This window comes from Enterobacter sp. RHBSTW-00901 (genome assembly GCF_014103115.1).
In the GTDB taxonomy this organism is placed as follows: domain Bacteria; phylum Pseudomonadota; class Gammaproteobacteria; order Enterobacterales; family Enterobacteriaceae; genus Enterobacter; species Enterobacter cloacae_P.
In genome coordinates this window covers 1,034,962-1,057,439 of record NZ_JABXPB010000001.1, presented here as the reverse complement: position 1 = coordinate 1,057,439, position 22,478 = coordinate 1,034,962, and the positions used below count along the sequence as shown (strand labels likewise).

20 protein-coding genes and 1 pseudogene are annotated in these 22,478 nt (G+C 51.4%); 16 read left to right on the top strand and 5 right to left on the bottom strand.

Going from position 1 to position 22,478, the window contains the following annotated elements; all coding sequences use genetic code 11:
* Positions 1 to 79 precede the first annotated feature (79 nt).
* Positions 80 to 2,245 carry an HD domain-containing phosphohydrolase gene (locus HV318_RS05185; protein ID WP_182271861.1) on the bottom strand — a complete coding sequence of 722 codons (2,166 nt, stop codon included), beginning with the start codon at positions 2,243 to 2,245 and terminating at the stop codon, positions 80 to 82.
* A gap of 246 nt (positions 2,246 to 2,491) precedes the next feature.
* Here HV318_RS05185 and HV318_RS05180 point away from each other — a divergent pair, with 246 nt between their 5' ends.
* Both HV318_RS05180 and HV318_RS05175 read left to right on the top strand, forming a co-directional pair.
* Entirely contained in the window at positions 2,492 to 3,130 is a 639-nt protein-coding gene (locus HV318_RS05180; RefSeq protein WP_182271860.1) for an RpiB/LacA/LacB family sugar-phosphate isomerase, read from the top strand.
* A gap of 134 nt (positions 3,131 to 3,264) precedes the next feature.
* Positions 3,265 to 3,516, top strand: a complete 252-nt coding sequence (locus HV318_RS05175) for a DUF2766 family protein (protein ID WP_008500405.1) — start codon at positions 3,265 to 3,267, stop codon at positions 3,514 to 3,516.
* A 74-nt stretch (positions 3,517 to 3,590) separates the two neighbouring features.
* Here HV318_RS05175 and HV318_RS05170 read toward each other — a convergent pair whose 3' ends face one another.
* Positions 3,591 to 4,934, bottom strand: a complete 1,344-nt coding sequence (locus HV318_RS05170; RefSeq protein WP_182271859.1) for an anaerobic C4-dicarboxylate transporter — start codon at positions 4,932 to 4,934, stop codon at positions 3,591 to 3,593.
* Positions 4,935 to 5,106: 172 nt separating this feature from the next.
* Complete coding sequence (locus HV318_RS05165; protein ID WP_182271858.1) at positions 5,107 to 5,610, bottom strand: non-heme ferritin-like protein; 504 nt, start codon at positions 5,608 to 5,610, stop codon at positions 5,107 to 5,109.
* 883 nt (positions 5,611 to 6,493) lie between these two features.
* On the opposite strand from HV318_RS05165, the gene araF reads away from it, so the two are divergent.
* From araF to otsA, 5 genes are all read left to right on the top strand, one after another.
* Complete coding sequence (gene araF, locus HV318_RS05160; protein WP_182271857.1) at positions 6,494 to 7,483, top strand: arabinose ABC transporter substrate-binding protein AraF; 990 nt, start codon at positions 6,494 to 6,496, stop codon at positions 7,481 to 7,483.
* Positions 7,484 to 7,554: 71 nt separating this feature from the next.
* Positions 7,555 to 9,069 carry an L-arabinose ABC transporter ATP-binding protein AraG gene (araG, locus tag HV318_RS05155; RefSeq protein WP_182271856.1) on the top strand — a complete coding sequence of 505 codons (1,515 nt, stop codon included), beginning with the start codon at positions 7,555 to 7,557 and terminating at the stop codon, positions 9,067 to 9,069.
* A 14-nt stretch (positions 9,070 to 9,083) separates the two neighbouring features.
* On the top strand, positions 9,084 to 10,064 hold the full coding sequence (gene araH / locus HV318_RS05150) for an L-arabinose ABC transporter permease AraH (RefSeq protein WP_032666953.1): 981 nt from the start codon (positions 9,084 to 9,086) through the stop codon (positions 10,062 to 10,064).
* 176 nt (positions 10,065 to 10,240) lie between these two features.
* Positions 10,241 to 11,041: a trehalose-phosphatase gene (otsB, locus tag HV318_RS05145; protein WP_182271855.1), complete on the top strand. Its 801-nt coding sequence runs from the start codon at positions 10,241 to 10,243 to the stop codon at positions 11,039 to 11,041.
* A complete protein-coding gene (gene otsA, locus HV318_RS05140) occupies positions 11,016 to 12,440 on the top strand; it encodes an alpha,alpha-trehalose-phosphate synthase (protein WP_182271854.1) in 1,425 nt (474 codons plus the stop codon). Before otsB ends, otsA begins: the two co-directional genes overlap by 26 nt.
* 15 nt (positions 12,441 to 12,455) lie before the next feature.
* Here otsA and uspC read toward each other — a convergent pair whose 3' ends face one another.
* Entirely contained in the window at positions 12,456 to 12,884 is a 429-nt protein-coding gene (gene uspC / locus HV318_RS05135) for a universal stress protein UspC (protein ID WP_182271853.1), read from the bottom strand.
* A gap of 797 nt (positions 12,885 to 13,681) precedes the next feature.
* Between uspC and flhD the strand changes: the two genes are divergently transcribed.
* From flhD to HV318_RS05100, 7 genes and pseudogenes are all read left to right on the top strand, one after another.
* Entirely contained in the window at positions 13,682 to 14,023 is a 342-nt protein-coding gene (gene flhD / locus HV318_RS05130) for a flagellar transcriptional regulator FlhD (RefSeq protein ID WP_220471151.1), read from the top strand.
* A gap of 11 nt (positions 14,024 to 14,034) precedes the next feature.
* Complete coding sequence (flhC, locus tag HV318_RS05125) at positions 14,035 to 14,613, top strand: flagellar transcriptional regulator FlhC (protein WP_010432486.1); 579 nt, start codon at positions 14,035 to 14,037, stop codon at positions 14,611 to 14,613.
* A 123-nt stretch (positions 14,614 to 14,736) separates the two neighbouring features.
* Positions 14,737 to 15,624, top strand: coding sequence for a flagellar motor stator protein MotA (gene motA, locus HV318_RS05120; RefSeq protein ID WP_008500417.1), 888 nt, complete (start codon positions 14,737 to 14,739; stop codon positions 15,622 to 15,624).
* Positions 15,621 to 16,550, top strand: a complete 930-nt coding sequence (gene motB, locus HV318_RS05115; RefSeq protein WP_182271851.1) for a flagellar motor protein MotB — start codon at positions 15,621 to 15,623, stop codon at positions 16,548 to 16,550. The genes motA and motB overlap by 4 nt, the downstream gene beginning before the upstream one ends.
* Positions 16,551 to 16,554: 4 nt before the next feature.
* Positions 16,555 to 18,591, top strand: a complete 2,037-nt coding sequence (gene cheA, locus HV318_RS05110; RefSeq protein WP_182271850.1) for a chemotaxis protein CheA — start codon at positions 16,555 to 16,557, stop codon at positions 18,589 to 18,591.
* A 19-nt stretch (positions 18,592 to 18,610) separates the two neighbouring features.
* On the top strand, positions 18,611 to 19,114 hold the full coding sequence (cheW, locus tag HV318_RS05105; protein WP_182271849.1) for a chemotaxis protein CheW: 504 nt from the start codon (positions 18,611 to 18,613) through the stop codon (positions 19,112 to 19,114).
* 217 nt (positions 19,115 to 19,331) lie between these two features.
* Positions 19,332 to 19,559 (top strand): annotated as a pseudogene (locus HV318_RS05100) (IS4 family transposase); the annotation flags it as partial.
* A 100-nt stretch (positions 19,560 to 19,659) separates the two neighbouring features.
* Here HV318_RS05100 and HV318_RS05095 read toward each other — a convergent pair.
* On the bottom strand, positions 19,660 to 20,919 hold the full coding sequence (locus tag HV318_RS05095) for a dicarboxylate/amino acid:cation symporter (protein ID WP_182271848.1): 1,260 nt from the start codon (positions 20,917 to 20,919) through the stop codon (positions 19,660 to 19,662).
* A gap of 419 nt (positions 20,920 to 21,338) precedes the next feature.
* On the opposite strand from HV318_RS05095, the gene HV318_RS05090 reads away from it, so the two are divergent.
* Positions 21,339 to 21,911, top strand: coding sequence for a Csu type fimbrial protein (locus tag HV318_RS05090; protein WP_182271847.1), 573 nt, complete (start codon positions 21,339 to 21,341; stop codon positions 21,909 to 21,911).
* Positions 21,912 to 21,925: 14 nt separating this feature from the next.
* Positions 21,926 to 22,474 carry a Csu type fimbrial protein gene (locus HV318_RS05085; RefSeq protein WP_182271846.1) on the top strand — a complete coding sequence of 183 codons (549 nt, stop codon included), beginning with the start codon at positions 21,926 to 21,928 and terminating at the stop codon, positions 22,472 to 22,474.
* Positions 22,475 to 22,478 lie beyond the last annotated feature (4 nt).

Genomic DNA, 22,478 nt, shown 5'->3' with positions numbered 1-22,478 from the left:
CGTTATCGTACCCGCAGACGTCCGGCGCAATGCCTGGAATAGCCGGACAATCTGCCCTTTCTCTTTGCAACGGGCCGGATTAGTCGGCAAGACTGTCAAAAATCGTTTTGAACTCAAGATGATGCTTACGGAACAGTGTAATAAGCTGCGGGTCAAAATGACGGCCAGCGCCCTCAAATATCACTTCGCAGGCCTGCTCGTGGGTAAAACTCGGCTTATACACCCGTTTTTGTCTCAGGGCGTCATACACATCCGCCAGCGCCAGAATGCGAGCCTCAATCGGGATTTGCTCGCCGTGCAGCCCCTCGGGATAACCGCTACCGTCCCATTTTTCATGGTGCAAGTGGATAATATTTTCTGCAACTGCTCCCAGCCCAAGCCCCTGAATGATTCGCCACCCCTTAACGGTGTGGAGTTTCATCTCAGCAAACTCTTCGGCGGTCAGTGGGCCTTGCTTACGCAGAATGCGATCCGGCACGGCGATTTTCCCGACATCATGCAGGGAAGCGAAATGTCCTATCTCACGGATCATTTGCCGTGATAGCCCAAGTTGGCGCGCCATTAATTCACAATATCTGGAAACGCGCTGAATATGGCTACCGGTTTCGTCGTCATGTGCGCGGTTTACCTTCTCCAGCGCCTGCACCATATTACGGTTAACAATCCGGCTTTGCCTCATATGGCGGCGCATCATAATGAGCATGCTGATACTGAACAGCGCAACGATCAGTAAAATTAGGCTAATAATTTTCAGCGTATTTTTGGTTAAATCGGGGAACCATTTCTGCTCTTCCTGACGTTCAATCTGGGTGCGGAATTCGGACAACCGATGGATCTGCATAAACAGATGAAAGAGAGGGTGGTTCGGTTCCACCCAGGGGCCAATGACAAACTCGGAGCGGGTGACGCCCGCCACTTTCAGCACCCCACGAAACAGCTCGTTGCCGCGAAGCGTTGATTCCAGCGAACTGAGATCGCCAAGAATATAATCAATTTTATTGTCCTCCATTGCATCAATAAGGCCATCAATGCTGCGGTGGGGCACGATTATCACATCACTACCAAAATGCTGGCGTAAATAATTCGCGGCAAAAGACCCATCCAGCACGCCTACACGCTGGCTTCGGATACTTTCTTCATCCCACAAAAATGGCTTGTCGATGCGGTTGTAATAAACGTTATGCCAGGCAATGTCCGGGCCAATGCGCCCCTCTGTGTGTTCTTCGTTGTACCGGTCGGCAATATCAACCAGCCGGATGGGCCACTGCTGCCGGGAGAGGTTCGAATAATTATCGACCAAATTGACATCGACCTTCATACCTAACAAATCACGCATGTCGTTAATCATATCCATTGCCGTGCCGTGGTAGCCCTTGCTGTCACGCCAGATTAGCGGTGCGAAGTTTTCATTTTTAGGCAGGGTGATGCGCAGACGGTTATTTGCAATCCAGGCACGTTCACTTTCCGACAGCGTAATACGGCTTAGCAGGTAATTGCGCTTACTCTCCTCCAGCATTTTGTGCATTTCGCCATTGCGATACCAGAGGCCAATGATGTCGTTGATGGGTTCACGCAGGGGCAGGAGTTCAGGGCTGAATGCCAGAACAACCGGAGTACGTAATTCAGGAAACGGTCGCGAAATGAGGTAGTAGCGTTGGGTGTTTTCCATCTCGGTGGCATCATTAATATAAAAATCAGCCTGATGTTCACCCAGTAAACGGAAGGCCTCGTCGCTGGTGTCCACGAGCCGCAGAGAGCGGAATTTGAGATCGGGATAACGTTGTTGCACGCTTTCGAGCGTCGCGTCATCTTTACGGAACAACACACGGGCATGGCTTAGCTGCTCTGGCGTTGCCGCTGTCATCGACAGGCTGGCGGCAACCACTTCATTATCAAATAATCGTGACGAGAGTATCTTGGTTTTGGCTCGTTTTTCGGTACGTAATACGCCCGCATACACTCCATAGCCATCATGCGCAAAACGTTGACCGATATCCGCACCGGAAAGCGGCCTGAGCTGTAAATTCATCCCCGTTTTTTGATTGATGGCATTAATTAAATCGGGATAGAACCCCTGTAATTCCCCCTGCGGTGTATGCCAGGATTCAAAATCATTGGCGTCATAAATCCAGACCGGGACAGGTTCTCCGGTCTTGGCTGCCCACAGAGCAGGGGGACAGATCAGCAGAAGACCTGTTAATCCGAATAAAAAGAGAATGCGAAGCTTCCGGCAGCGCGAATTCACAGGTGTTCACCAGGCGGTTTTTAGGGTGTTTTGTTGCAGTCTAGCTAACAGTTTCTACTGATGACAGATTTTTTTAACTTTTAAATAACGTCCAGAAGATCGTTGAGGCATAACAGAATTGTGAACACATTCTTCTTATTTAAAACGCAATTTCATTTAATTTGAAAGTTGGTTTTCTTGATAGTAAGGTGAGTGCCAAAAGGTATCTACGACGGGTTGACCCGCGTCGCACTCGGGAGAGACAAGATGAAAATTGCACTGATGATGGAAAACAGCCAGGCGGCTAAAAATGCCGGCATCCTTGCTGAGTTAAAAACGGTAGCCGATGAAAAAGGCTTCCCGGTTTATAACGTGGGGATGAGCGACGAGAACGATCACTCGCTTACCTATGTCCATCTGGGGATTATGGCGAGCATTTTGCTGAACGCTAAAGCGGTTGATTTTGTTGTGACGGGGTGTGGTACAGGCCAGGGCGCACTGATGTCTCTGAACATCCATCCCGGCGTTGTCTGTGGCTACTGCATTGATCCAGCTGACGCTTTCCTGTTCGCCCAGATTAACAACGGTAACGCGCTTTCCCTGCCGTTTGCAAAAGGGTTTGGCTGGGGAGCTGAACTGAATGTTCGTTTTATCTTCGAAAAAGCCTTCACTGGCCGTAAAGGTGAGGGCTATCCGCCAGAGCGCAAAGCACCACAGGTACGTAATGCTGCGATCCTGAACCAGGTGAAAGCGGCGGTGGTGAAAGACAACTATCTGGACACCCTGCGTGCAATTGATCCTGAGCTGGTGAAAACTGCCGTCTCCGGCTTGCGCTTCCAGCAATGTTTCTTTGAAAACAATCAGGACAAAGAGATCGACGCGTTTGTGCGTGCAATTGTCGGTTAATCACGTGTCTGGCGGGGATGATGCTCTGACAAAAACCTGCACTGGCAGGTTTTTTTGTACCCATCAGCGATGAGAAGGAGATGAAAGGGCGTGCGTTTTACTACTATGGCGGCCTTTACATGAGGAGAAAGTCCATGTCACAAAACCTGAGCGCCGATCAGGAACTGGTGTCTGACGTCGTTGCATGCCAGCTGGTTATCAAACAAATTCTTGATGTGTTAGATGTTATCGCACCCGTTGAAGTGCGCGAGAAAATGTCCACCCAACTGAAAAACATTGATTTCGCCAGTCATCCGGCGGCCGCCGACCCGGTTACGCTTCGCGCGATCCAGAAAGCCATCGCTCTGATTGAGCTGAGATTCACTCCGCAGGGTGAGTCTCACTGAGACAGGCTGATACGTTGAACCTGGTTTTCTGAGACAACGTGAAAGGGCGACAGTCTCTGTCGCCCGGAGAAGGGTCAGAAGAAGGCTTGTACCAGCAGATAGCTGGCCGCACACGCGCAGCTCACGCCAATCAACCCTGGCAGAATAAAGCTGTGGTTGATGATAAATTTGCCGATACGGGTCGTACCTGAACGGTCAAACCCGATGCAGGCCAGGTCGCTTGGGTAGGTTGGCAGCACAAAGTATCCGTAAGACGCGGGGAAGAAGGCGATCAGCATTTTGGGTTCGATTCCCAGCATTAAGCCCATTGGCGCAACAGCGGTGAGCGCCGCCGCCTGGCTGTTCACCAGCTTAGAGACCAGGAAAAGCACAATGGCATACGTCCACGGGTGACTTTTCACCACGCCTTCCAGCGCCATTTTTAGCTCGTCGAGGTGTGCCTGGAAAAACGTATCACTCATCCACGCGACGCCAAACACCGAGAAGATTGCGACCATCCCCGCTTTAAACACCGCTCCGTTAGAAATGGCAGAGGCTTTTACCTGGCAGGACATCAGCATAATGGCCCCGGCAATGAGCATCATCATCTGTATGACAAGGTTCATCGACAGCGCTGTCATTTTGCCTTTCACCTCGAAGGCAGGGCGCAGCTCAGGCAGTGCCCCCAGGAGGACAACAACGGCAATCCCGGCGAAGAAGATCCAGGTTGACCAGTAAGCTTGCTTAGGAAAACGCTGATTCATCAGCGTTTCAGCCCCACCGTAGATAAACTCGCGCTGTTTCGGATCTTTCAGCTTTTCCTGAAACTCCGGGTCATCCGCCAGATCTTTACCCCGGCGCAAACTCCACAATGCGGCAATGGCGACGCCAAATAGCGAGGCAGGAACCGATACGGCGAGAATTTCGAGGATCCCCCACGCGTGGCCGATACCGTGTTGCGCACCCAGGATGGACACCAGTGACACGACGGCAACCGAAACCGGGGAGGCAGTGATCGCCATTTGCGACGCTACCGACGCCACGGCCATTGGTCGTTCCGGGCGGATCCCTTTTTTCAGCGCAATATCCGCAATAATGGGGAACATGGTGTACACCACGTGCCCTGTTCCGCACAGAAAGGTCAGCATCCAGGTGGTAAAGGGCGCGAGAAGGGTAATGTGTTGAGGATGTTTACGCAGCAGACGTTCTGCGAATTGCATCATCACATTCAGACCACCAGCGGTCTGTAAGGTGGCCGCACAGCCAATGACGGCCAGGATGGTCAGCATCACGTCAACCGGTGGTTTGCCGGGTTGCAGGCCAAAAATAAAACTTAAAATAAACAGGCCGATACCGCTTATCAGCCCAAGCCCCATGCCGCCGAAACGCGTACCAACCAGCAGGCAGAGAATAATGACAATAAACTCAATGGTGATCATGATGCTCCCTCGTCAATAATTATGTAACTAAATAAATCATTACATGTTGTGAGGCTATTCATTGGGAGCAAGATCTGATTTGTTAAAAGTCAGCAAAAGCAGAGAGTTGGTAGTAAAAGCGGAGGGGGGACGTGGGGCTGCCTGCACCTGGGTACAGGTACAGGCGGCAGAATCAGTGATGCTGGTAATTAACGACGTTGAGCACGTGCTTGTCGGTTTGTTCAGGACATAATCCGGCGCGTTTTGCATTGCGGATTTCGTTGGCCAGCGTTTTTAGCAGTACACCATCCTGTTGTTGCTCTTTGTCCATATCACGCAGGAAATTGAGCGTGGTACTGTCTTTTTGCGCTTTGGCTTCATCGGTCAGTTTGCTGAGGGTTGCGCAGCGTTGTTCATACTCTTCCAGTGTTTTCTGGAACAGGTCTTCCAGACAAGAGTAATCATCGTTCATGACATCCAGCGCTTTCACAATGGGATTCGCACCAGAGTCTTTCATAAAATCAAACACGCGCATCATATGTGTGACATTGCTTTGTGCCTGGGTGCGGAAGAAGGTGGCGGTACCGGTGAGACTGTTCTCTGAGCACCATTCACTCAGGTACAAGTGCAAATTTGAGGCATAGAACTCAAGGTTCATCTGTGCATTGAGCTTTTGAATCATCGCTTGGGTAGCCATACTAATATCCTTATTTATGTGGGACGCAAAGTCAGCTGCTTAACCTGGCTCTTCAGGCTGGAAATACCTATCGCGCATCACCATTACGCACGATAGCGGGTAACAGAATAGCGTTTTACTCTTTCTCCGGATGGTCTCGAATATTCACATCCTGTGTTCGATATCCACAAGCATACGCTGGTTATTCCTTTAAGAAAACTCCTGGTTTCGATAATTTTACGCTACATTACAAAATTTAATGAAGTTGAAGTTTTGCAATAAGGGAATGTGGGCGGATTTATTGTAATTTATTGAAATATATAATTTTATATATTTTATTTTTCGTTTTTATGGAAATGGTAGAGGTTCTCACTATTCACTGCATGATAATAAAAAATAAGTGCTGTTAATGTTATCAGATATATTCTTCGCTTTAAAAATTGCGCTAGATCATTTTTATTGACTACCCGACCAGGTCGCTCCTGCGCACGGTTATTTTTGTTTCAGATGAAAAAAAGGAACAAGGGTTTACATTATTTTTCCGGCTGAGGGGGGATGTGACGAAAGTTGCGGTGCCGTAACTACCAGGATTTGAGGAGCCAGAAGGCGTTACCACTATTCAGGGATTTCTTAGCTAATCTTATGGATGATTCTGCTCAGTGTGTTTTTATTTGTCTGACAATTACTGCCATTTTTATGTCATTTTTCGCTGAATTTATGTACGCAATTACTGTAATTCTGCGGTGTGATGGCGCTCTCTTATGGATGATTAATTTCCCGCTAAAACTATCACCAGCACTAACGCTTATGACGAGGTAAGCGCTAATGTCTTGTTTTAAGTCCGATTAAATAAGAAGTACGCACGTATTCCCTACAGAAAAGATTGCTAAAGCTGGAGTTTACCATGCACAAATTTACTAAAGCGCTGGCGGCCATCGGTCTGGCTGCTGTTATGTCACAATCCGCTATCGCAGAAAATTTAAAACTCGGTTTTTTGGTCAAACAGCCTGAAGAACCCTGGTTCCAGACCGAATGGAAATTCGCCGATAAAGCCGGGAAAGATTTAGGTTTTGATGTGATTAAAATCGCCGTGCCGGATGGTGAAAAAACGCTGAACGCCATTGATAGCCTGGCAGCCAGCGGCGCGAAAGGGTTTGTTATCTGTACGCCAGATCCAAAACTGGGGTCAGCCATTGCAGCCAAAGCGCGTGGTTACGGCATGAAGGTCATTGCCGTTGACGATCAGTTCGTCAATGCCAAAGGCAAACCGATGGACACCGTACCACTGGTGATGATGGCGGCGACCAAAATCGGCGAACGTCAGGGCCAGGAACTCTATAAAGAGATGCAAAAACGCGGCTGGGATGTGAAAGAGACTGCCGTGATGGCCATTACTGCTGATGAGCTGGACACCGCGCGTCGCCGCACTTCCGGTTCAATGGCCGCACTGAAAGCAGCCGGTTTCCCGGAAAAACAGATCTATAAAGTTCCGACCAAATCCAACGACATCCCGGGGGCTTTTGACGCGGCGAACTCCATGCTGGTGCAGCATCCAGAGGTGAAACACTGGCTGGTGGTCGGTATGAATGACAACACCGTGCTGGGTGGCGTGCGTGCAACGGAAGGTCAAGGCTTCAAAGCACCTGATGTTATCGGGATCGGTATCAACGGCGTTGATGCCGTCAGCGAACTGTCTAAAGCACAGGCAACAGGTTTCTATGGCTCTCTGCTGCCAAGCCCGGACGTGCATGGCTATAAATCCAGCGAAATGCTCTACAACTGGGTGACCAAAGGAGCCGAACCGCCGAAATTTACCGAAGTGACCGACGTGGTGCTGATCACCCGCGATAACTTCAAAGAGGAGCTGGCGAAAAAAGGACTGGGCGGTAAGTAATACGCTGTGATTGTGCCCCTCACTCACCGTGAGGGGCCTGACGTACACACTACAGGAATTACGGAGACGTTATGCAACAGTCCTTACCGTATCTCTCTTTTCGCGGCATCGGGAAAACGTTCCCCGGTGTCAACGCGCTGACCGATATCAGTTTCGACTGCTATGCCGGCCAGGTTCACGCCCTGATGGGGGAGAACGGCGCGGGGAAATCCACGCTGTTGAAAATCCTCAGTGGCAACTACACGCCAACGACCGGAACGCTGGCCATTCGCGGCGAAGACGTCGCTTTTGCCGATACCACAGAGGCGCTAAACGCCGGGGTTGCCATTATCTATCAGGAGCTGCACCTGATCCCCGAGATGACCGTGGCGGAAAATATCTATTTAGGACAGCTCCCGCACAAAAGCGGCGTGGTTAATCGCTCGCTACTTAATTATGAAGCGGGGCTGCAGTTAAAACACCTTGGTCTGGATGTCGATCCCCAGACGCCTCTGAAATATCTCTCCATCGGCCAGTGGCAGATGGTCGAAATTGCCAAGGCGCTGGCGCGTAATGCCAAGATCATTGCCTTCGACGAACCCACCAGTTCGCTTTCGGCGCGTGAAATCGAAAATCTGTTCCGCGTGATCCGCGAGCTGCGTCAGGAAGGCCGTATTATTTTGTACGTTTCGCACCGTATGGAAGAAATCTTTGCCTTAAGCGATGCCATCACCGTGTTTAAGGATGGCCGCTATGTGCGCACCTTTACTGATATGCAACAGGTTAACCATGATCAGCTTGTTCAGGCGATGGTCGGACGTGAGCTGGGGGATATTTACCACTGGCAGCCACGTGAATATGGTCCTGAACGCCTGCGTCTGGATAACGTGAAAGCACCTGGCGTGCGGACACCGATTTCGTTATCGGTGCGCAGCGGTGAAATCGTCGGGCTGTTTGGTCTGGTGGGGGCGGGACGCAGTGAGCTGATGAAAGGCTTGTTTGGCGGCACACGTATTACGCAGGGGCAGGTCTCTATTGACGGACAACAGGTTGATATTCAGAAGCCTGCTCATGCCATTAACGCAGGCATGATGCTCTGCCCGGAAGACCGCAAAGCAGAGGGGATCATTCCGGTGCACTCTGTGCGCGACAACATCAATATTTCTGCAAGGCGTAAATATATTCGGGCGGGATGTTTAATCAACGACAGCTGGGAATCGAGCAATGCCGACCACCACATTCGTTCACTGAACATCAAAACGCCGGGTGCTGAGCAACTGATCATGAATCTTTCCGGTGGTAACCAGCAAAAGGCCATTTTAGGCCGCTGGTTGTCGGAAGACATGAAGGTCATTTTGCTCGATGAGCCGACGCGCGGTATCGATGTGGGGGCAAAACACGAGATTTATAACGTGATTTATGAACTGGCAAAACGCGGTGTGGCGGTGCTGTTCGCCTCCAGCGATCTGCCCGAGGTGCTTGGCGTTGCTGACCGTATCGTTGTGATGCGTGAAGGTGAAATTGCCGGTGAATTGCTGCATGAACAGGCGAATGAACAACAGGCGTTGAGTCTCGCCATGCCTAAAGTTAGCCAGGCTGTCGCCTGAGTAAGGAGTTAATGATGTCCTCTGTTACTACATCCGGAGTGCCGAAGTCGGCTTTCAGTTTTGGACGCATCTGGGATCAGTACGGCATGCTGGTAGTTTTTGCCGCACTGTTCCTCGCCTGCGCGATATTTGTACCTAATTTTGCCACCTTCATTAATATGAAAGGGCTGGGGCTGGCTATTTCCATGTCCGGCATGGTGGCCTGCGGGATGCTGTTCTGCCTGGCGTCCGGTGATTTCGACCTGTCCGTGGCCTCCGTGATTGCCTGTGCAGGCGTCACGACGGCGGTGGTGATCAACATGACCGAAAGCCTGTGGATTGGCGTGCTGGCAGGTCTGCTGCTGGGTGTCATCAGTGGCCTGGTGAACGGTTTTGTGATTGCGCGTCTGAAGATTAACGCGCTGATCACGACACTCGCGACCATGCAAATTGTGCGCGGTCTGGCCTATATCATCTCTGACGGTAAAGCCGTGGGGATTGAAGACGAGCGCTTCTTTACCCTGGGCTATGCCAACTGGCTGGGCTTGCCTGCGCCAATCTGGCTGACGGTGGCCTGCCTGATCCTGTTCGGTTTCCTGCTCAACCGTACTACCTTTGGCCGCAATACGCTGGCTATCGGCGGTAATGAAGAAGCGGCACGCCTGGCGGGTGTTCCGGTTGTGCGTACCAAAATCATTATCTTTGTGCTTTCCGGGCTGGTATCTGCTGCGGCGGGGATTATTCTGGCTTCACGTATGACCAGCGGCCAGCCAATGACCTCCATCGGTTACGAGCTGATCGTGATTTCAGCCTGCGTACTGGGGGGCGTTTCCCTGAAAGGCGGCATCGGAAAAATCTCATATGTGGTGGCCGGGATCCTGATCCTGGGGACCGTTGAGAACGCCATGAACCTGCTGAATATCTCTCCGTTCTCGCAGTATGTGGTTCGCGGTCTGATCCTGCTGGCAGCGGTGATTTTCGACCGTTACAAGCAAAAAGCGAAACGTACCGTATAACGCGATCCCTGTCTTTTTATTGCTCAACTTATAACCATAGTTGACTTCTCAACCGCTCCGCCAGTTTTGCTGGCGGGGCGGTGGTCAAATGGCGAGCAACGTCACACTGTCTATACTTACATGACGATGATTGAGGTAATGGCTTTTACCTCTCGAAAACTGTAAGGAGGAAAAGGGTGGCTGACTCGTTAACCGCACCGCCTGTACTGCCCGGAAATTTTGCATTCTTTTTTGACCTCGATGGCACGCTTGCTGAGATAAAACCACATCCTGACCAGGTGGCGATCCCTGCCACGGTTCTTCAGATGTTGCACCAACTCTCGCAGATGAATGAGGGAGCACTGGCATTGATATCAGGGCGCTCAATGGCTGAGCTGGATCAGCTCTCCAGGCCTTATCGCTTTCCGCTAGCCGGTGTACACGGAGCGGAGCGCCGCGACATCCATGCTCACACGCATATCGTTTCACTCCCCGATGCATTAACACAAACGCTACAGGCGCAGCTCTCTTCGGCACTGGCTGAACTGCCAGGCACGGAGCTGGAAGCCAAAGGTATGGCGTTTGCTTTGCACTACCGGCAGGCCCCACAGCATGCCGACGCGGTACTTGCGCTGGCCGCTGAGATCGTCAGCAGGTACCCACAGCTGGCCCTGCAGCCGGGAAAATGCGTGGTGGAACTGAAGCCCAAAGGGGTTAATAAAGGTGCGGCGATTGCCGCGTTTATGGTGACGCCGCCTTTTCGCGGCAGGACGCCGCTCTTCATGGGAGATGACCTGACCGATGAGGCAGGGTTTTGCGTGGTGAACCAGGCCGAAGGGATCTCAGTCAAAGTGGGGCCAGGTGAAACCATCGCCGGATGGCGTCTGGCCAATGTCGCCAGCGTCTGGCAGTGGATCACTGACGTCGCCAGCCAGCAACAACACATAGCGCGAAACAACGGGGGAAACCATTATGGGTCGTTTAATCGTCGTTTCTAACCGTATCGCAGCGCCTGATGACAAAAAGGTCAGTGCCGGTGGACTGGCAGTAGGCGTTTTAGGTGCCTTAAAAGCCGCTGGTGGGCTGTGGTTTGGCTGGAGTGGTGATATCAGTGATGAAGAAAAACCGCTCAAAAAAGTGACGCGCGGCAATATCACGTGGGCATCCTTTGCCCTGAAGGAGAAAGATTACGAAGAGTATTACTCCGGGTTCTCCAATGCGGTGCTGTGGCCTGCATTTCACTACCGTCTTGACCTGGTAAAATACCAGCGCGATGCCTTTGATGGCTATATGCGGGTAAATGCACTACTGGCGGATAAACTGCTGCCCTTAGTCGGGAAAGACGATATTTTATGGATCCACGATTACCATCTGCTTCCCTTCGCCAGAGCGTTGCGGGAGCGGGGGGTGAATAACCGGATTGGCTTTTTCCTGCATATTCCGTTTCCTACACCGGAAATTTTTAACGCCATTCCGCCACATGAAGATCTGCTGGAGGCGCTGTGTGACTACGATTTGCTGGGCTTTCAGACGGAAAATGATCGGCTGGCATTCCTGGACTCTGTATCAGGCAAAACGCGGCTGGTGACAAAAGGCGGTAAAACGCACACAGCCTGGGGAAAGGCATTTCACACCGAAGTGTATCCGATCGGTATTGAGCCGGAGGAGATTGCCGAACAAGCATCCGGGCCATTGCCACCAAAGCTGGCGCAGCTCAAGAACGAACTGAAACACGTAAAGAATATCTTTTCAGTGGAACGGCTCGATTATTCCAAAGGGTTGCCGGAGCGTTTTCTGGCGTACGAAACCCTGCTGGAAAAGTATCCTCAACACCGCGGTAAGATCCGTTATACGCAGATAGCGCCAACGTCGCGGGGTGAAGTTCAGGCTTATCAGGACATCCGCCATCAACTGGAGATGGAGGCGGGGCGGATTAATGGTCGCTATGGACAGCTAGGCTGGACACCGCTGTTTTATCTGAATCAGCATTTTGAACGCAAGATCCTGATGAAGGTGTTACGCTACGCCGATGTTGGCCTGGTCACGCCGCTGCGTGACGGGATGAATCTGGTCGCAAAGGAGTATGTGGCAGCACAAGATCCTGCTGATCCTGGCGTGTTGGTGTTATCTCAGTTTGCAGGAGCCGCGAATGAGCTAACGTCAGCGCTTATCGTTAACCCTTACGATCGCGATGATGTTGCTAATGCGCTCGATCGTGCGTTAACAATGCCGCTAACGGAACGTATTTCCCGCCATGCTGAGATGATGGACACTGTCCGTAAGCATGATATCAACCACTGGCAGGCGCGTTTTATTCACGATCTGCGCAAAATCATCCCGCAAAATCACGCCATGCAGTTGCAAAAAAAGATCGCAACATTCCCTAAACTGGCGTGATATTCCTCCTGGGGGTTAATGGCCCCCAAGAGGCACTAACAAAATATCAACCTGGCTTGAGGCAACAATCGATTTTGCCGCACAGGCTGCGCGAGAAAAAAAACTGTGGTTATGATTACCGCAAATAACCAAATCAATATTCTGCTTACGGCACATGCTAAGAATATGTTCGTTTAATTCCCCTGTTGCAATGACAGTCTGGTGAACAGGGTATTGAGCCTTTTCGACCAGCTCCAGCAGAAATTGCTGCGTTTCCTCCTGAAGAACGTCACGAATATCTTCAAGCATGGGCGCTGCCAGTTGATTATACATTTCAGGTTCTGCTGCAAGGGTGATCAGGCTGATACGGGCATTGTTCGGTCTGGCGATGGAGACAGCACGGGCGACAAGCTGGTGGCTTTCCGGTGAAACAGCAACAGAAACAAGAAGATGAGTGTAACCCATCGCATACTCCTTAGACGTCTGAAACACGGTGTTTTAGCCAGCTTTACCGCGAATCTCCCGCTTCTGCAAGAGGTGAATACGACATTAGTGTGAAGCTTATCATAATTATTCATTAATTATTCTTATAAGAAGAATAATTGAAAACGAAGTCTCGATGAAAAAAATTAACAACTTAACGTAAATCACACAAATTTCTGTTTGCAGCATGAAATCGTTGTGGCGGGGGATAAACACAATTCGAATGATTAGGGTGCGAAATTGTTACCTTGCGCACTGATTATAACTATATGTTTTTTATGAATAATAAAAATCACCCTCCGGGTGTGGTATGACCTGTTCAGGTGGCGTAGTCAATAATGCGCAATAAAGCAATTGGTGCTACCCCGCCAGACCATGCTTTTGCATGAGTATTCGTCTTCTAAGAATACAAAATAGCATTTTTTGTTTAAAAAACGACCAAATTACAAGTCACGCTGATGGATTTATGGGTAATATTCACTTAAATTGTGTGATGTGGATCACATTTTTTTTAAATTTGGGAGTGGCTGCATTGTATGTGGCAAAACTGACGAGTAGAGTTTGCGTCGAATTAGGAAAAATCTTAGTTATTTGTAAGAAATGATAAAGCGTGTAAGGGCACATTTTTGTGTACCTGTTGCGCGTTTTGCTGCATACAAACCTTAATTCAACTATGCATTTGGCCTTTTCTTTTTTTTATACCGGGTGTTTTCCCGGCGACATCACGGGGTGCGGTCTTTCCGCATAAAAATAATAGTTGGTTATTCGGGATGGGAAAAATGCATACATCCGAGTTGCTAAAACATATCTATGACATCAATTTGTCATATTTACTGCTTGCACAGCGTTTGATTAGTCAGGACAAGGCGTCCGCGATGTTTCGTCTTGGCATTAACGAAGAAATGGCCACCATGCTGGGCGGATTAACGCTCCCGCAAATGGTAAAGCTGGCCGAAACGAATCAACTTGTTTGTCAGTTCCGCTTTGATAATCCGCAGACCATCACACGTCTGACACAGGAATCCCGTGTTGACGATCTTCAGCAGATCCATACCGGTATTCTTCTTTCCACTCGCTTGCTCAACGAAATCAGCCAGCCTGATGACGTAGCCCGTAAGTAAAGAGCTTAAAAATGAGCGAAAAAAGCATTGTTCAGGAAGCGCGTGACATACAGCTGGCAATGGAACTGATTACGCTGGGTGCTCGTTTGCAAATGCTGGAAAGCGAAACTCAGCTGAGCCGTGGTCGTCTCATCAAACTGTATAAAGAGTTACGCGGTAGCCCTCCGCCAAAAGGGATGCTGCCGTTTTCAACAGACTGGTTTATGACCTGGGAACAGAACATCCATGCATCGATGTTCTGTAACGCCTGGCAGTACCTGCTAAAAACCGGTTTGTGCAGCGGCGTTGATGCCGTGATCAAAGCGTATAAACTCTACCTTGAGCAATGCCCACAGCAGGAAGATGGCCCCCTGCTGGCGCTGACCCGCGCATGGACGCTGGTGCGTTTTGTTGAAAGTGGAATGCTTGAACTGTCGCGCTGTAATTGCTGCGATGGCAATTTTATTACCCATGCTCATCAGCCTGCTGGCAGCTTCGCCTGTAGTTTATGCCAGCCTCCATCCCGTGCAGTAAAAAGACGTAAACTTTCCCGGGATGCTGCCGATATTATTCCACAACTGCTGGATGAACAGATCGAACAGGCTGTTTAACCCGAACGTGTGGGCAAGATTCCAGCAGCGGTAAGCAATTACCGCTGCTTTTTTTTACCCCGCGTTCCGGTAACACACTCGAAATGAACGTCCTGCCTTAGTCACTAGCGGAAGGATGATGTCGTGCTTATCTTATTAGGTTACCTGGTAGTTCTCGGTACAGTTTTCGGCGGTTACATGATGACCGGCGGGCACCTTGGAGCACTCTATCAACCGGCTGAACTTATTATCATTGGCGGCGCAGGGGTAGGGGCTTTTATCGTTGGTAACAACGGTAAGTCGATCAAGGGAACGCTGAAAGCGATTCCGTTGCTGTTCCGTCGCTCGAAATACACCAAAAGCATGTACATGGACCTGCTGGCGCTGCTCTATCGTCTGATGGCGAAGTCCCGTCAGCAGGGGATGTTCTCGCTGGAGCGAGACATCGAAAATCCAAAAGAGAGCGAAATCTTTGCCAGCTATCCGCGTATTCTGGCTGATGCCATGATGCTGGATTTCATCGTCGATTACCTGCGTCTCATCATCAGCGGCAACATGAATACCTTCGAAATCGAAGCACTGATGGACGAAGAGATCGAAACCCACGAGAGCGAATCCGAAGTGCCGGCAAACAGCCTGGCGCTGGTGGGCGATTCCCTTCCTGCCTTCGGTATCGTTGCGGCAGTGATGGGGGTGGTCCACGCGCTGGCCTCCGCTGACCGTCCTGCGGCAGAACTGGGCGCACTGATTGCTCACGCGATGGTGGGAACCTTCCTCGGTATTTTGCTGGCGTACGGCTTTATCTCTCCGCTGGCCAGTGTTTTGCGCCAGAAGAGCGCCGAAACCACCAAAATGATGCAGTGCGTGAAGATCACGCTGCTCTCTAACCTCAACGGTTATGCACCACCTATCGCCGTGGAATTTGGCCGTAAAACGCTGTACTCCAGCGAGCGTCCGTCGTTTATCGAACTGGAAGAACACGTGCGTGCGGTGAAAAACCCAAACCAACAGACGACAACTGAGGACGCATGAAAAATCAGTCCCATCCGATCGTCATCGTAAAAAAGCGCAAGCACAAGGGGCATGGGCACGGTGCGCATGGCTCCTGGAAAATTGCTTACGCCGACTTTATGACCGCTATGATGGCGTTCTTTCTGGTGATGTGGTTGATTTCCATCTCCAGCCCGAAAGAGCTTATCCAGATTGCGGAATATTTCAGAACGCCGCTGGCGACTGCGGTGGCTGGTGGGCCACGCATTTCTAACAGCGACAGCCCAATCCCCGGTGGCGGCGATGATTACACCCAACAGAAGGGTGAGGTGAAAAAAGAGCCTAACATCAACGAACTGAAAAAACGGATGGAGCAGGCGCGTCTGAAGAAACTGCGTGGCGACCTGGACCAACTGATTGAAGCCGACCCGAAACTGCGCGCACTGCGACCACACCTGAAGATCGATCTGGTGCAGGAAGGTTTGCGTATCCAGATTATTGATAGCCAGAACCGCCCGATGTTCAAAACTGGCAGTGCGGAAGTTGAACCCTACATGCGCGATATTTTGCGCGCAATCGCACCGGTGCTGAATGGTATTCCAAACCGGGTGAGCCTTTCAGGACACACGGATGATTTCCCGTATGCCTCGGGTGAAAAGGGATACAGCAACTGGGAACTTTCAGCCGATCGTGCCAACGCCTCGCGTCGCGAGCTGGTGGCGGGTGGGCTTGATGATGGCAAAGTACTGCGCGTAGTCGGCATGGCAGCAACCATGCGCCTTTCCGACCGCGGGCCGGGTGATGCCATCAACCGTCGTATCAGTCTTCTGGTGCTGAACCAACAGGCGGAGCAGGCCATCCTGCATGAAAACGCCGAAAGTCAGAATGAGTCACTGGACGATTTAAAACAGCCTGGGGCCGTTCCTTCGGCTGCCGTTCCAACATCGCCACCAGCCAATCCGAGGTGATAGCGTGAGCATGGATATTAGCGATTTTTACCAGACATTCTTTGATGAAGCCGACGAATTGTTGGCCGATATGGAGCAACACCTGCTGGATCTGGTGCCCGAAGCACCAGATTCAGAGCAGCTCAATGCCATCTTCCGTGCAGCGCACTCTATTAAAGGCGGAGCCGGAACGTTTGGATTTACCATTTTGCAGGAAACGACCCATTTAATGGAGAACCTGCTTGATGAAGCACGACGCGGTGAGATGCAGCTCAATACCGACATTATCAACCTGTTTTTGGAAACCAAAGATATTATGCAGGAACAGCTCGACGCCTATAAAAGCTCGGCAGAGCCTGATGCCGCCAGCTTTGAATACATCTGCAATGCACTGCGCCAGTTAGCGCTGGAAGCAAAAGGTGAAGTGGCCGCAGCCGTTGTCCCCGCGGCGAAACTGAGTGTTGTCGATGCCGTTGCCGGACAAGATGCTGCACCGGCCGCAGCACAACCGGGCAAATTGCGCGTTGTGCTGTCTCGCCTGAAAGAGAGCGAAGTTAACCTGCTGGAAGAAGAACTGGGTAACCTGGCGACATTAAGCAATGTGGTGAAAGGCAAAGACAGCCTTGCCGCGACGCTTGACGACGGTATCAGCCAGGACGACATCGTGGCGGTGCTGTGCTTTGTTATTGAAGCGGATCAGATTGCTTTTGAAACCGAAGCCGCGGTGGTGGAAGCACCTGCCGGGGTGGAAGAAGTGGCTGTGGTTGCACAAGCGGCTGCACCTGCCGTGGTGCCAGCTGCGCCTGCACTGAAAGCGGTGCCAAAAGATGCCGCTGCACCAGGTCGTGGTGAAAAACCGGCCGCCCGTTCCAGTGAGTCCACCAGTATTCGCGTAGCCGTTGAGAAGGTTGACCAGCTGATTAACCTGGTTGGCGAACTGGTGATCACCCAGTCGATGCTGGCGCAACGTTCTAACGAACTGGACCCGGTAACCCACGGCGATCTCATCACCAGCATGGGGCAGTTACAACGTAACGCCCGCGATCTGCAGGAATCGGTGATGTCCATCCGTATGATGCCGATGGAATATGTCTTCAGCCGCTTCCCGCGTCTGGTACGTGACCTGGCCGGTAAGCTGAACAAGTATATAGAACTGACGCTGATGGGCAGCTCTACCGAGCTGGACAAGAGCCTGATTGAACGCATTATCGACCCGTTAACGCACCTGGTGCGTAACAGCCTCGACCACGGGATTGAACTGCCGGAAAACCGCATAGCCGCAGGGAAATCGCCGGTTGGCAACCTGATCCTGTCAGCGGAACACCAGGGCGGTAACATCTGTATCGAGGTGACGGATGACGGTGCGGGTCTGAACCGGGAACGTATCCTGGCGAAGGCCATTTCGCAGGGAATGGCTGTTAACGAAAACATGACCGACGAAGAAGTGGGCATGCTGATCTTCGCACCGGGCTTCTCCACGGCAGAGCAGGTGACGGACGTCTCCGGGCGCGGTGTCGGTATGGACGTGGTGAAACGTAACATCCAGGAGATGGGTGGCCACGTTGAGATCAAGTCTAAGCAAGGTTCAGGTACCACCATACGCATTCTGCTGCCGCTGACGCTGGCGATCCTGGACGGTATGTCTGTCAAAGTGGCGGACGAAGTCTTTATTCTGCCACTGAACGCGGTGATGGAATCGCTGCAGCCGCGTGAAGAAGATCTGCACCCGCTGGCGGGTGGTGAACGTGTCCTCGAAGTGCGTGGTGAATACCTGCCGCTGGTGGAACTGTGGAAAGTCTTCGAAGTGGACGAGGCCAAAACCGAGGCCACGCAGGGTATCGTTGTGATCCTGCAAAGCGCGGGTCGCCGCTATGCGCTGCTGGTCGACCAGCTGATTGGTCAGCATCAGGTGGTGGTGAAAAACCTCGAAAGTAACTACCGTAAAGTGCCAGGTATTTCTGCCGCCACCATTCTGGGTGATGGTAGCGTGGCGCTGATCGTCGATGTGTCGGCGCTTCAGGGATTAAATCGTGAACAACGTGTGGCGTACACAGCCGCCTGATTAAGTAAAAGGTAATAACATGACCGGTATGAGTAATGTAACGAAACTGGCGGGCGAGCCATCAGGACAGGAATTCCTGGTATTCACTTTAGGCGATGAGGAGTACGGCATCGATATCCTGAAAGTGCAGGAAATCCGTGGTTACGATCAGGTGACCCGCATCGCTAACACGCCTGCATTTATTAAAGGTGTTACTAACCTGCGTGGCGTGATTGTGCCAATCGTTGACCTGCGTGTGAAATTCAGCCAGGGCGACGTTGACTACAACGACAACACCGTGGTGATTGTCCTGAATCTGGGTCAGCGCGTGGTGGGTATTGTGGTGGATGGTGTGTCTGATGTGCTGTCGTTAACGTCTGACCAAATCCGCCCGGCACCGGAGTTCGCGGTCACGCTGTCCACCGAATACCTGACAGGGCTGGGTGCGCTCGGCGATCGTATGCTGATTCTGGTGAACATTGAGAAGCTGCTGAACAGCGAAGAGATGGCACTGCTGGATATCGCGGCGAATCACGTAGCGTAGGTAAAAGCAAAACGGCAACTTCGGTTGTAATGCCGATCAGTTAAGGATCGGTTGACCGATCCAGTGGCTGTGTAAGAATCCGGAAATGCTCACCCGTTTCCGGATTTTTTTATGCACATTGGACAGGCTCTTGATCTGGTATCCCGTTACGATCCTCTGCGTAACCCGCTGACTTCTCTGGGCGATTATCTGGACCCGGAGCTCATTTCCCGCTGTCTGGCCGAATCAGCTGAGCTTCTCAGAATCATGCGGAATGGTCATGAGAATGCTGATGACCCTGCAGGGAGCGTCACCAGGTCGTATCCCTGAGCTAATGCGAGATCTGGAAAGTATGGGGCAGATGGTCAGGTTGCCGACAAGAAGGGAAAGGGCCTTCCAGAGGGTGGTGAATGAGAGGCCCTGGAGATACCCCACAGCCCCGAAAAAGGGCCAGTCAGTTGCTTAACTGACTGGCATTACAACTGAGGTTGCCGTTTTTAGTGTTTGCTCCCTCTCCCGTGGGAGAGGGTTGGGGTGAGGGCAACAGACCTCACCTTTTTTACATCTTAAGCTTCCTGCTCCACCAGCTCCGTTTCCGCTTCCCGCTTCCCTTCATTTTGCGACAGCATCGCAGTAGCAATACCGTTACCCAACACGTTAATAGCGGAACGGCCCATATCCAGGAAGTGATCGATACCCATCAGTAACAGAATACCTGCCACCGGAATATTGAAGCTTGGGATAGTCGCTGCCAGTACCACCAGAGAAGAGCGTGGTACGCCTGCAATCCCTTTTGAAGCCAGCATCAGGGTCAGCATCAGTACCGTAACTTCCGAGAAACTCAGGTGAATGTTGTACGCCTGTGCAATAAACATCGAGGCAAAAGAGCAGTACACCATTGAACCTACCAGGTTAAAGGAATAACCAATTGGCAGGACGAAAGAGGCGATATTGCGTGAGCAGCCAAAACGTTCCAGCTGTTCCAGCGTTTTTGGATATGCTGCTTCAGAGCTGCTGGTGGTAAACGCAACCAGCACCGGATCTTTCAGCATGCTGACCAAACGAAACACCTCTTTTTTCAGCACCATGTAGCCCACTGCCAGCAACACCATGCAGGTGAGGAAGATCGCCACATAGTAACCGCCAATGAAGGAGGCATAGTTCAGCAGGATGCCGAGACCCTGTGTGGCAATAACGGATGAAATGGCGGCGAAAATTGCCAGCGGTGCCACGTACATCACGTAACCGGTCACTTTCAGCATGATGTGAGAGACGACGTCCAGCGCTGCCACCAGCGGGGCGTTGAATTTCTGCCCCAGAGACGCGCCGCCAATGCCGAAGAACATGGAGAACACCACGATCTGCAGAATTTCATTGTTCGACATTGCCCCGGCGATGCTGGTGGGAATGGTATGAGACAGGAAGGCTTTCAGCGTCATTCCGCCGACTGCCAGGCCGGTATCCACCGCTTCCGTTGGGATTGTCAGGTTCAGACCACTACCCGGGTGTTCCAGGGTGACAATAAACAGCCCCACCAGAATAGACAGCACGGATGAGCTAATAAACCACACCATCGCTTTACCGCCTACGCGACCAATGGTGGACGTTTCGCCCAGTTTCATGATACCGACCGTTAACGTACTGAAGACCAATGGTGCAATCACCATTTTAATCAGTCGCAGGAAAATATCGGTCAGGAGTGTGATGTTATCCGACCAGGTTTTGATGGCATCCGGTGAGGCATATTCATGAATTGCCGCCCCTGAAAGAATACCCGCCAGCATGAATATCACAATGAAGAGTGTGAGTTTGTTTGCACTTGCCACGAAAAAAGACCCTCTATGCGCTTAAGAGTGAGCCCACGCTGCTACATATAGAATTTTTATTACAGCGCAGGAAAAGATTCGGCACATAAATTGAAGTAAAGCGGGGGGAGATACAACTGATTTTTAATTTTTATTAAATTTGTTGTCGCTGTTACGACGATATATTGTGAAGTAGATCACGTTTTCATGGGTATATACTCAGACTCTGGAAAGAAAATTTTCTTTAAATCATTATAACGAATTGTATTTAAAGTGAATTTCTTGTCAATACAACAAATGTAGCAGGGGGTGGTTGAAGTAGTAACCATAAACTAGATTCTCAATAACCCCCCTTTGCGGCGTATTTAGCGGGGCTAACATGCTGAGCGGTATAAATAAAATTTGGAAAGCGAACGGAAACGTCTTCTGGAGGTGGGTAAATGAAAAGAAAACGCCTTTTGATATGTGCAGGAGCCTTGCTGCCCGTCGTAACAGCCCCGCAGGCGCTGGCGGTAACCAGTAGTGGCACCATCGGGGTAACGCTGACACTCACCAATGGCTGTCTGATCAACAGCTCGCCAACCCAAAACGGCATTAACTTCGGCACCCTGGATTTCGGGACCCATCCTGCAACCTTTTCCACGCTGACCACCCAACTGAGCGGAGCCAGCGGCGGCAATACCTTCACCATCCAGTGTACAACTGCCAGCTATTCGGTGGCGATCACCGGCAACACGAATGCCACGGCACCAGGCAACGTTGTTGGCACGCCAGGCACGCCCGAGCGTTATCTGATTAATACCGCCAATGCGGCGCAGGGGGTGGCCTATAGCCTTTACAGCGACGGTGGGTTTAACACCGTGGTTGCCAATAACGTCGCTCTGCCGGTTGCGTCGACGGCAGGTGGGGTTGATAGCTATACCCTCTACGGGCGGATCACCGGGGGTGGCAACAGCGTCACGGTTGTGCCAGGTACCTACACCGATACCATTAACGTTAGCGTGACCTACTAACTTCAGAGCCAGACATGAGGGAAGCCATTTCGCGTTTGCGCTCGGGCGCAAAGGGTGTGTTGTGCATGTTTTTTACGCTGGCGATGGGGGGAATGGTGGCTCTCCCGGCTCTGGCAGTGACTTCTCAGTCCTTTAAAGTCAGCGCGACCATTGTGCCGGGATGTTCGGTCTCTACCGGAACCGGAGGGCTACTTGGCTCGCTGGATTTTGGCACGCATAACGGCGTGGAGAGCGCCCCGGTTAGCACCAGTTTTGTACCCAGCGGTGCGTTGTCTATCGCCTGTACGCCTGGCGTGTCGTTGAGCATGAGTATTGACGGCGGGCTGCATTACGCCTCAGTACGAAGGATGCAGCGTGCCGGTGGCACTGACGTGGTGGGTTATCGACTTTATAGCAGCAGTTCGCTGGCCGCTAACAGTGAGATTGGGGTCAACCAGGCAATCGCGGTGACCTATACCAACAGTAATAACATCGCGCTACCGCTTTTTGGCGTGGCGCTTATGACGGGGTTCAGCCCCGCAGGCACGTATTCTGATCAACTTACTGTGACATTGTCATGGTGATAAA

Bases quoted from the DNA above. Each gene is read 5' to 3' on its own strand.
- HV318_RS05180 (WP_182271860.1), top strand. From the start codon at position 2,492: ATGAAAATTGCACTGATGATGGAAAACAGCCAGGCGGCTAAAAATGCC.
- HV318_RS05175 (WP_008500405.1), top strand. From the start codon at position 3,265: ATGTCACAAAACCTGAGCGCCGATCAGGAACTGGTGTCTGACGTCGTT.
- HV318_RS05170 (WP_182271859.1), bottom strand. From the start codon at position 4,934: ATGATCACCATTGAGTTTATTGTCATTATTCTCTGCCTGCTGGTTGGT.
- HV318_RS05165 (WP_182271858.1), bottom strand. From the start codon at position 5,610: ATGGCTACCCAAGCGATGATTCAAAAGCTCAATGCACAGATGAACCTT.
- araF (WP_182271857.1), top strand. From the start codon at position 6,494: ATGCACAAATTTACTAAAGCGCTGGCGGCCATCGGTCTGGCTGCTGTT.
- araG (WP_182271856.1), top strand. From the start codon at position 7,555: ATGCAACAGTCCTTACCGTATCTCTCTTTTCGCGGCATCGGGAAAACG.
- araH (WP_032666953.1), top strand. From the start codon at position 9,084: ATGTCCTCTGTTACTACATCCGGAGTGCCGAAGTCGGCTTTCAGTTTT.
- otsA (WP_182271854.1), top strand. From the start codon at position 11,016: ATGGGTCGTTTAATCGTCGTTTCTAACCGTATCGCAGCGCCTGATGAC.
- uspC (WP_182271853.1), bottom strand. From the start codon at position 12,884: ATGGGTTACACTCATCTTCTTGTTTCTGTTGCTGTTTCACCGGAAAGC.
- flhD (WP_220471151.1), top strand. From the start codon at position 13,682: ATGCATACATCCGAGTTGCTAAAACATATCTATGACATCAATTTGTCA.
- flhC (WP_010432486.1), top strand. From the start codon at position 14,035: ATGAGCGAAAAAAGCATTGTTCAGGAAGCGCGTGACATACAGCTGGCA.
- motB (WP_182271851.1), top strand. From the start codon at position 15,621: ATGAAAAATCAGTCCCATCCGATCGTCATCGTAAAAAAGCGCAAGCAC.
- cheW (WP_182271849.1), top strand. From the start codon at position 18,611: ATGACCGGTATGAGTAATGTAACGAAACTGGCGGGCGAGCCATCAGGA.
- HV318_RS05090 (WP_182271847.1), top strand. From the start codon at position 21,339: ATGAAAAGAAAACGCCTTTTGATATGTGCAGGAGCCTTGCTGCCCGTC.
- HV318_RS05085 (WP_182271846.1), top strand. From the start codon at position 21,926: ATGAGGGAAGCCATTTCGCGTTTGCGCTCGGGCGCAAAGGGTGTGTTG.